The organism is Arthrobacter sp. FW306-1B-F12A (genome assembly GCF_058781865.1).
On sequence record NZ_JBYSXD010000079.1, the window covers coordinates 1 to 8,584 of the forward strand.

Sequence of the window (8,584 nt, forward strand, 5' to 3'; positions counted from 1 at the left end):
TTGGGGGCGGCTGGGGACTTGCGAGGCGAGGGTGGCGGTGGGGACCGTTGGGTGGCTACAACGAGCGGTGCTACGGGGCCGAGGTGGCGGGAGCCGTAGGAATGGCGCTCGGCGATGCCCCGTTGGTGGGAGCTCCGCTCTGCCGATTCCGGCCCTGGCCGCCCTGGCCGTTGAAGTTCTGGAACTGGCCGCGGCCCGGACGGGCCTGGCCAGCATCCATGAGCTTGGTGACGCCGACGCCTCCGAAGAAGCCCACGGCGACGAGAAGCACGGCAAGGAGGATCTGCGTCAGACGGCCCATCTGGAAGCGCTTCTTGGGCACGAACGGCTCGGGCGCCTGAGGTTGGCCCCAACCCTGCCCGGTGGGTTCCTGGCCGGTGGCCTGCAGGACCGCGGTGGGCTGTCCGGCGTGGGGCTGCTGGGTGTAGGGCTGCTGGGGCTCCGGCTGGTTCGTGGTGCCGGGCTCCGGTGCTGAATAGGACATTTGTAGATCTCCTGTTGGCTGTTTCTTTTTTGAGTTGCTGGGGGGTGGAAGTGTGGGCGGCTATTCGTACCGCAGGGCGTCGATCGGCCGTAGTTTCGCCGCCTTGTTGGCCGGGTAGATTCCGAAAATCAGGCCGATCGCAGCGGATACCAGGAACGACAGCCACACGGTCCACCACTGGACTTCGGGTTGCGTTCCGAGCAGGGGGAAGGCGCTGCCGATGTAGCCCGCGGCAATTCCCAGCACCCCGCCGATCAGCGAAATGATGAGCGATTCGATCAGGAACTGGCTCACGATGCTGCCGCGCGAGGCTCCGATCGCCTTGCGGATGCCGATTTCGCGGGTGCGTTCAGTGACCGTGACGAGCATGATGTTCATGACGCCGATTCCGCCAACCAGGAGCGAAATGCCGGCCACGGCCCCCAGGAGGATGGTCAGCGTGGCCGTGGTGGTGGTGGCCGTCGTGAGGATCTGCGCCTGGTTCCGCACCTGATAGTCACGATTGGCGGAGGTGACGTTGTGCCTGGCATCGAGGATCATCTGAACCTCGTTCTGGGCCTGGTTCATCACGTCCGCTGACTTCGCCTGGACCGTGATGGAGGCAAGGGACGGCGAATACCCGGTGAACTTGTCCTGGGCTGCGCTGTAGGGGATCACCACAATGTCGTCTGGATCGTTGAGCCCCGAGGACCCCTTTTGAGCCAGGACGCCGGAGACCACGAAGTTCTGGCCATTGAGGGCGATCGTCTGCCCAACGGCCGAGGTCACAGAGCTTCCCACCAGGTCCTGTGCCACGGTATTGCCGATCACGGCCACTGCGGTGCCGCTGCTGGCGTCACCGTCGCTGAAGTAGGACCCCGCCGCGAGCGTGTCGTTCGAAATGGAAAAGTACGACGGCGTGGTCCCCACGAAGGTTGCGACAGCATGGGTTGCGTCCTGGTAAGTACCCGTGACGTTCTGTGCCGTGACTACCGGCGCTGTTGCGGCGACGTCGGGGGCCATGACGGGATCTGTCAGCGCGGCCATGTCCTGGAGCGTGAGGTTGGTGCCGCGGGAGCGCGGACCGGTGACGGCTTGTCCGCCGCCTGCTGCGCGGCCGCCCGCCGTCGTCTGGCGGCTGACCGTAAGCACGTTGGTTCCCAGCTTGCCGATCTGGGCCTTGATGGCGTTGGAGGTTCCGGCTCCTACGGCCAGCAGGATGATGACGGATGCGATGCCGATCAAGATGCCCAGGGTGGTGAGGATGGAGCGCATCTTGTTGGCCATCACCCCCGTCAGGGCGAAGCGAACGGATTCGGCGATCATCATGCCGGCACCGCCGTGGCTACAGGGTGGGCATTCACGGCGCGGATCCTGTGATCCTCAATGATGTGACCGTCCTGGAAGCGCACAACGCGGTTGGCCCGCGCCGCGACGTCCGCCTCGTGGGTGATCATCACAATGGTCCGGCCGTTGGCGTGCAAGGACTCGAAGAGATCCAGGATTTCGTGCGAGGACTTGGTGTCCAAAGCTCCCGTGGGCTCGTCGGCCAGGAGCAACACCGGGTTGGTCACGAGTGCCCGGGCGATGGCAACACGCTGCTGCTGTCCACCGGACAGCTGCGAAGGCTTGTGGTCCGCCCGCTCAGCCAAACCCACTGAATCGAGTACTTCCAGGGCCCGCTCGCGCCGTTCCTTGCGGTGCACTTTTGCGTAAGCGAGCGGCATGGAGACGTTGTCCACGGCCCGCGTGCGCGGTATCAGGTTGAAGTTCTGGAAGACGAAGCCGATTTTCCGGTTGCGGATCTGCGCGAGCTGGAATTCATCCAGGGTCCCGGTATCGATGCCGTCCAAGTGATACGTCCCCTGGGTGGCGCCGTCGAGGCAGCCGATGATGTTCATCATGGTGGACTTTCCGGAGCCCGAGGCGCCGATGATGGCCACGAAGTCGCCCCGGTCAATGGAGATGCTGACGGAATCGAGTGCCCGTACTTCGGCTTCCCCTTTGCCATAGATCTTGCTCACGGACTCCAGTTGGATGACAGCGTCGTTCACGGCTGCTTACCCGCCATTTCCACGTGTGCCACCGGTGCCGCCCGTAATTCCGGCGCCGCCGGTACCACCGAATCCGCCCGTACCGCCAAGTCCGCCCGTCCCGGTCCGTCCGGTGGTGCCGGTGGTGTCCAGGGTGGATGAGATAGCCGGGAGTTCAATCTGGTCGCCCGCGCTGAGTCCGGTGAGCACCTGGGTGCGGCCGTTGTCCGTGATCCCGGTGGTGATGGTCACCGCCGTCGCCGTCCCGTTCTTCATCACGTTGACGGTCTGCCTGGTTCCCGTGGTGGTAATGGCCAGCGAAGGCACTGTCAATGCGTTCTTGGCGGTCGCCGTGGTTACGGAGATGTTTGCGCTTTGGCCGAGCCGCAGGGCAGCCGGAGGGTTCTTGATGGAGATCGTCACGGGATAGCTGACCACGTTGTTGGTGGTTGTGGCGTTCTGGGCGATCGCCGTGATGGTACCTGTGACCGGTGCCGCGGACGGGTCGGTCTTGAGCGCCGGGAAGGTGAAGGTGGCCGAGTCGCCGGTCTTCATGGCGGCAATGTCCGATTCGGCGAAGTTGGCGATGACTTGCAGGTGCGCGGTGTCGCTGATCGTAATCAGTCCGGAGGACGAGGTGCTCGCGGCGCTCGTGGAAGAGCTGCCGGAGGAGCCGGAAGCTCCGGACGAGCCGGAACCCGAGGATCCGGAAGAGCCGGAGCTGCTGCCGGCGTTGCCGCCGACGACGGCGTTCACGGCGGTGACAGTACCTGAAACCGGGGCCGCGAGTGAGCAGGACGCCAGGTTTTTGGTTGCGGTATCAACGGCAATCTGGGCAGACGTGGTGTTGGATGTGGCGCCGCCACCGCTTTGGGCGGAATTGAGGGCCGTGGCTGCCGAGGCAATCTGCTCCTTGTCCTTGAGGGCCGAGCTGGCTTGCTGGTTGGCTGCCTGGGTCAGTGCTTGGTTGTCCTTCGCGAGCTGGGCCTGTGCTGCGCTGAGCGCGTTCTGGGCCGGCTGGCTGCTCGGCTGGGCGCTGGCAGCGGCCTGGGCCGTGGCGACAGTCGCATTGTCATTGTTCACGGCCGTCTGCGCGGCGGCCACGGCACTGGCCTGCTGGCTCGCGTCCAGGTTGGCCGTTTGCTGGGCGTTGGTGAGGCTCTGGCTTGCCGAAGCCACCTGGTTGCTGGCTGAGGCCTGTTGTTGGTTTGCCTGCGCCGCGGCGGAATCCAGTTGCGCCTGGGCAACGGCCAGCGCGTTCTGGGCGTTCGTCGGATCAATGGTGACCAGCACCTGCCCGGCCGTGACCTGCTGACCGGTCACCGCAGAGACAGTGGCGATGGGCCCGGTGCAGTTCTGCGCATTGATGACGGTGGTGCTTGCGGGCGAGACGTTTCCGCTCGCCGTGGAAACCGCGGCGAGGTCCGCTGAGCTGACCGCGACGGTGCGGGCGGTGGTATCGGCGGCCGTTTGCGGCACACCGTTCAGCACGAAGAAGGCACCGGCGGCAATGCCCACGACGGCCACCCCGATGCCGCCGTTGATGAGTTGAGGTTTTGAGAGCATGCCCGAAGACTATTGTTGCTCTCTTGGAGAAGACCGAGTGCTACCTGATGGTTTACCCTACGTGACGCTCCGCTCGACGTGCCGCTTGCGGCGCGCGACCCTCGATCTCCACTCCAGGGCGCGCCGTGCGTCTATATTCTCCACAATGCATATTTTCTGACAGGCCAGCCACCAGAGGAGCACGATGGTGGAGGCCAAGCAAGCGCCACCCACCACATCCGTGAACCAATGGGCAGCCAAATAGATCCGGCTGATCATCATGGCCAGCATTCCGCCGATCGCGAGCAGCCACGTCCAGGCGCGCCCGATGAGGAGCGCTATCACCAGAACGAATGCCGTGGTAGCGGATACGTGCCCCGATGGGTATGAATAGGTGTCCGTAGCCACATGCGCATTGAGGGGACGCGGCCTGTGGATGACCAACTTGAGCAACTGGGTCAGCAACATCACGCTGAGTCCTGCCATGGCGGAGAATACGGCCGACCGGGGTCTCCTCCGGATCAACAACGCCAAGGCGAGCAGAATGTGGAAGACCAGCATTCCCGTGTAGCCGGTCCAGTTGAGGGCGATGTTCAGGCTATCCCAGAACGGTGTGTGGAGGGTCGCCATGAATGCTTGCCATGCGTCGTCCACGCCCTGGAAAGGCGGGTTTCGATCCCCCGCAAGCAGAATGCCGCCGAGGACCGCGGCAATTGCGAGCAGCACGGTCGAGATGACAATGGTGCGTCCCTGATCGAGCTTGCGGGGGAGAATGACCCTCACCATCTCCACATCCTAACCAGCCCGCCGATAGTCTGGTGGGATGGGAAGCAAGCTGCGATGGGGCCATTGGGACGTGAGAAACGTGGCGCGGCTCGATCGCGCCATTGTCCGGGCGGTTTCCCGGTGGCCGGAGGGCCGGCACGATGCTGTCTGGAAAAACCTCTCGGAGGCCGCTACCAAGGGCAAGCTCTGGTTTGCCGTAGCTGGCGTCTGTGCGGCAATTCCAGGTAAGCCGCGCCAGGCCGCGATCCATGGACTCCTGGCCCTTGGGGTGGCATCCGCCGTCACCAATCTGGGTTTCAAGACGCTTCTTCCACGGACGCGGCCGTTGCCCGAGCACCTTCCGGTCTTCCGTTTTGTGAACCCGCAGCCCACAAGCTCGTCGATGCCTTCGGGCCATTCCGCGTCTGCGGTGGCATTCAGTCTTGGCGTCGCGCTGGTGGATCCCCGCCTTGGTGCAGTTTTGGCTCCTGTTGCGGCGGGTGTGGCGTATTCCCGGGTCCATACGGGCGCCCACTGGCCTTCCGACGTCGTGCTGGGGTCCGCGATCGGCGCCGGAGCGGCCCTCCTGACGCGAAAGTGGTGGCCGGCCCGGCCTCCGGTTCCGGACACGGACCGTTCACCGGCCGACGCGCCTGCAGTCGGCGACGGCGAGGGGCTAAGTATTGCGGTCAACGCCCTCGGCGGTTCCTACTCGCCGGACACCGAAGCCCAGCTCCGAGAAATATTCCCCAAGGCGTATATAAACCTGATTTCCGATGGCGATGACGTGGCTGCCGCAATCCAGGCCACAGCAGGGCGGCCCGGGACGAAGGCCGTGGGCGTGTGGGGCGGTGATGGAACTGTCGGCGCGGCCGCAGCGGCCGCCGTCGAGCACTCACTGCCCTTGCTGGTGCTACCGGGCGGAACGCTCAACCACTTTGCTCGCGACGTGGACGCACGGTCCCTCGAAGGCGCCCTTAAGGCCGCCAAAACGGGCGCCGCGGCGTGGACAGATCTGGGCCACGTGAGCGCCGGCCGTGGGATCGACGGCAAGGACGAGGTTGCGGAGCTCATCATGCTGAATACTGCCAGCGTTGGCGTGTACCCCAACTTGGTGCGCCGCCGCGAGCGGCTTCAGCCTGCCATGGGGAAACCCCTCGCGGGACTCGTCGCGGGTCTGCGCACCTTCGGGGCGGCAACCCCCACCACTCTCCTGATCAACGGAGTGCACCACAAGCTGTGGATCCTCTACATAGGCCGCGGCCGCTACTACCCGCGGGACCTGGCACCATTGACGCGGCCCGTGCTCGACGACGGGGTGCTGGATATCCGCATGGTCACGGCCGATGAGCCCTTTGCGCGGTTGCGTCTGCTGTGGGCGGTCCTCACTGGAACCGTGAGTACATCGAAGGTGACCCACCTCAGCGAGGCCGGGGAAATCAGCATCGAAGCGATCGGAGAGCCGCTCGTGATTGCGGTCGACGGCGAGCCGTTGCCGGGTGTGCGGACCGCGGAGTTCACGGTCCGCCGTCGTGCGCTTCGGGTGTATTCACCGCTTGCCTAATGCTCTCCCAAGTGCCCTGCAAGCCCTGGGCGCGGCCGGCATCATCCATAGGGACTACCCTGACCTGCCCCTGAATCATCCCTGAGACCGGCGAATTCGGCCGTACTGGTGGATAGCGTTGTACGTACAGTCACCACATAGCTGCAGCAAGCGGAGGGAACGCTTCCATGATTGAGGCAACAGGCTTGAGGAAGGTCTACGGCGCAAAGACAGCCGTGGACGGAATCAGCTTCACCGTACAGCCCGGGAAAGTCACGGGCTTTCTTGGCCCGAACGGCGCCGGCAAGTCCACCACCATGCGCATGATCATGGGACTCGACCGCCCGACGTCGGGCGACGTCATTGTCAACGGCCGGCATTACTCCCAGCACAAAGCCCCGCTCCACCAAGTGGGAGCGCTGCTCGATGCCAAGGCGGTGCACACGAGCCGCAGTGCGTACAACCACCTGCGCGCAATGGCAGCGACCCACGGGATTCCAAACTCGCGCGTTGAGGAAGTCATCGAGATGACCGGCCTCACCGCAGTTGCCAAGAAGAAAGCCGGAGGGTTCTCCCTCGGCATGGGCCAGCGGCTTGGCATCGCCAACGCATTGCTGGGTGATCCCCAGACGCTCATCCTCGACGAACCGGTCAACGGGCTGGATCCCGAGGGCGTCCAGTGGGTCAGGAACCTCGCCCGTTACCTGGCAAGCCAGGGCAAGACCATCTTCATTTCCAGCCACCTGATGTCCGAGATGGCCCAGACCGCCGACCACCTCATTGTGATCGGTCGCGGCAAGATCATTGCCGACACCACGGTGGATGCGCTGATCGAGAGCCAGAGCCGCAAGCGCACGTTGGTCCGTACCTCGGAGACCACCCGCTTGTCCGAGTTGCTGGCCCGCGACGGTGTCCGGGTGGAGCAGAACGAACGTGAAACCCTGGAAATCTACGGGGTGGAGCCGATCCGCATCGCAGAGCTCGCCCTCGACAACCGCGTGCTGGTTTACGAACTCACTCCGCTCACGTCGTCACTGGAGGAAGCCTACTTCCAGCTGACCAAGGACGAGGTGGAATACCATTCGCACATCACCGGCGGACCGGCAGCGCCAGGCGGGACGCTGAACGGAAGCCCTGCCAGCGCCGGCGCCACATCCGCTGCCACCATGGAAGGGATCCAGTCATGAGCACCACTACCGTCAGCAAGAAACATGCGATCCCGTCAGCCGGGACCGGTGGCGTCACTTTCCTCCGGGTGCTGAACTCCGAGTCCATCAAGTTCCGGACCCTCATGAGCACCAAGATCCTGTTGCTCCTCACCTTCGTGGCCATTGTCGGCATCGGCCTGCTGTCAGCCCTCGTCCGGTGGAACTTCATCAACCAGATGGTCGAAGTTGGCCGGCAGGGTCACAAGGAAACGGTGCAGCAAGCAGTTGACTCCTTCCCGCCGGGATCGGGATTCAGCCTCTACAACCTGCCGAACGCCGGACTCAACATCGGCATCCTCGTCATGGGATCCCTGGCCGTGCTCTTCATCGCCTCTGAGTACGCCACCGGCATGATCCGGTCAACCATGAATGCGGCGCCGGGGCGGCTCTCCACCTTCGGTGCCAAAGCCGTGGTCCTGGTTGTGGTCTCCTATATCCTTTCGGTCGTGGCCGGCGTCGTGACCTTCCTCTTGGCCTCACCGATGTTCGCCAACTTTGGCCTTGACCTCGGCTGGAACACGGACGGCGTCCTTTACAGTGTTTTCACCGGCGGCCTTTATGTCTCCGGTGTCGCGCTGATCGGCCTCTCGCTCGGAACACTGCTGAAGAACCCTGCCGGCGGCATCACCGTCCTGGTGGGCATCATGTTCGTCCTCCCGTTCGCAGGCCAGTTCCTCAGCTTCGCACCGGGAGACTTCTGGAAGTACGTCCCCCAGTACCTGCCCAGTGAAGCCGGCGGCCGCTTCTTGTCGATCGGCCACGTCGACGGCACCCTGGATCCGTGGGCGGGCGGCCTCGTGTTCCTTGGCTACGTCATCTTGTTCATGGTTCCTGCCCTCATTGCGCTCAAGAAGCGGGACGTCTGATTCGCAATCGCTTGATCTGCGATCCATGGACAACCTCTCCGCGCAAGGCCACTAGGCTCAAGCCATGAGTGAAGAGTTGCCAGCACAGGGTTTTCACCGGCGGCCTTTATGTCTCCGGTGTCGCGCTGATCGGCCTCTCGCTCGGAACACTGCTGAAGAAC

8 protein-coding genes are annotated in these 8,584 nt (G+C 64.1%); 3 read left to right on the top strand and 5 right to left on the bottom strand.

Going from position 1 to position 8,584, the window contains the following annotated elements; all coding sequences use genetic code 11:
• Positions 1 to 70: 70 nt before the first annotated feature.
• Genes AC3WJU_RS21805 through AC3WJU_RS21825 form a run of 5 tightly spaced genes read right to left on the bottom strand, consistent with a single transcriptional unit; the run spans position 71 to position 4,827 of the window.
• The gene (locus tag AC3WJU_RS21805; protein ID WP_059388844.1) at positions 71 to 484 is read right to left on the bottom strand and encodes a hypothetical protein; all 414 of its coding nucleotides are present in this window, start codon (positions 482 to 484) and stop codon (positions 71 to 73) included.
• Positions 485 to 544: 60 nt separating this feature from the next.
• On the bottom strand, positions 545 to 1,792 hold the full coding sequence (locus AC3WJU_RS21810) for an ABC transporter permease (RefSeq protein WP_059388845.1): 1,248 nt from the start codon (positions 1,790 to 1,792) through the stop codon (positions 545 to 547).
• Positions 1,789 to 2,517 carry an ABC transporter ATP-binding protein gene (locus AC3WJU_RS21815; RefSeq protein WP_284988534.1) on the bottom strand — a complete coding sequence of 243 codons (729 nt, stop codon included), beginning with the start codon at positions 2,515 to 2,517 and terminating at the stop codon, positions 1,789 to 1,791. The genes AC3WJU_RS21810 and AC3WJU_RS21815 overlap by 4 nt, the downstream gene beginning before the upstream one ends.
• A 6-nt stretch (positions 2,518 to 2,523) precedes the next feature.
• Complete coding sequence (locus AC3WJU_RS21820) at positions 2,524 to 4,062, bottom strand: efflux RND transporter periplasmic adaptor subunit (RefSeq protein ID WP_284988533.1); 1,539 nt, start codon at positions 4,060 to 4,062, stop codon at positions 2,524 to 2,526.
• A gap of 57 nt (positions 4,063 to 4,119) precedes the next feature.
• Positions 4,120 to 4,827: a phosphatase PAP2 family protein gene (locus AC3WJU_RS21825; RefSeq protein WP_492260846.1), complete on the bottom strand. Its 708-nt coding sequence runs from the start codon at positions 4,825 to 4,827 to the stop codon at positions 4,120 to 4,122.
• 37 nt (positions 4,828 to 4,864) lie between these two features.
• Between AC3WJU_RS21825 and AC3WJU_RS21830 the strand changes: the two genes are divergently transcribed.
• The 3 genes from AC3WJU_RS21830 (at position 4,865) to AC3WJU_RS21840 (ending at position 8,423) form a co-directional block, all read left to right on the top strand.
• Entirely contained in the window at positions 4,865 to 6,370 is a 1,506-nt protein-coding gene (locus AC3WJU_RS21830) for a bifunctional phosphatase PAP2/diacylglycerol kinase family protein (RefSeq protein WP_492260847.1), read from the top strand.
• Between the two features lie 167 nt (positions 6,371 to 6,537).
• Entirely contained in the window at positions 6,538 to 7,536 is a 999-nt protein-coding gene (locus AC3WJU_RS21835) for an ABC transporter ATP-binding protein (RefSeq protein WP_284988530.1), read from the top strand.
• Entirely contained in the window at positions 7,533 to 8,423 is an 891-nt protein-coding gene (locus AC3WJU_RS21840) for an ABC transporter permease (protein ID WP_284988529.1), read from the top strand. The genes AC3WJU_RS21835 and AC3WJU_RS21840 overlap by 4 nt, the downstream gene beginning before the upstream one ends.
• Positions 8,424 to 8,584: the final 161 nt, after the last annotated feature.

Excerpts from the sequence above, each read along its gene's own strand:
- AC3WJU_RS21830 (WP_492260847.1), top strand. The coding sequence starts at position 4,865 with ATGGGAAGCAAGCTGCGATGGGGCCATTGGGACGTGAGAAACGTGGCG.
- AC3WJU_RS21825 (WP_492260846.1), bottom strand. The coding sequence starts at position 4,827 with ATGGTGAGGGTCATTCTCCCCCGCAAGCTCGATCAGGGACGCACCATT.
- AC3WJU_RS21805 (WP_059388844.1), bottom strand. The coding sequence starts at position 484 with ATGTCCTATTCAGCACCGGAGCCCGGCACCACGAACCAGCCGGAGCCC.
- AC3WJU_RS21820 (WP_284988533.1), bottom strand. The coding sequence starts at position 4,062 with ATGCTCTCAAAACCTCAACTCATCAACGGCGGCATCGGGGTGGCCGTC.
- AC3WJU_RS21810 (WP_059388845.1), bottom strand. The coding sequence starts at position 1,792 with ATGATGATCGCCGAATCCGTTCGCTTCGCCCTGACGGGGGTGATGGCC.
- AC3WJU_RS21835 (WP_284988530.1), top strand. The coding sequence starts at position 6,538 with ATGATTGAGGCAACAGGCTTGAGGAAGGTCTACGGCGCAAAGACAGCC.
- AC3WJU_RS21840 (WP_284988529.1), top strand. The coding sequence starts at position 7,533 with ATGAGCACCACTACCGTCAGCAAGAAACATGCGATCCCGTCAGCCGGG.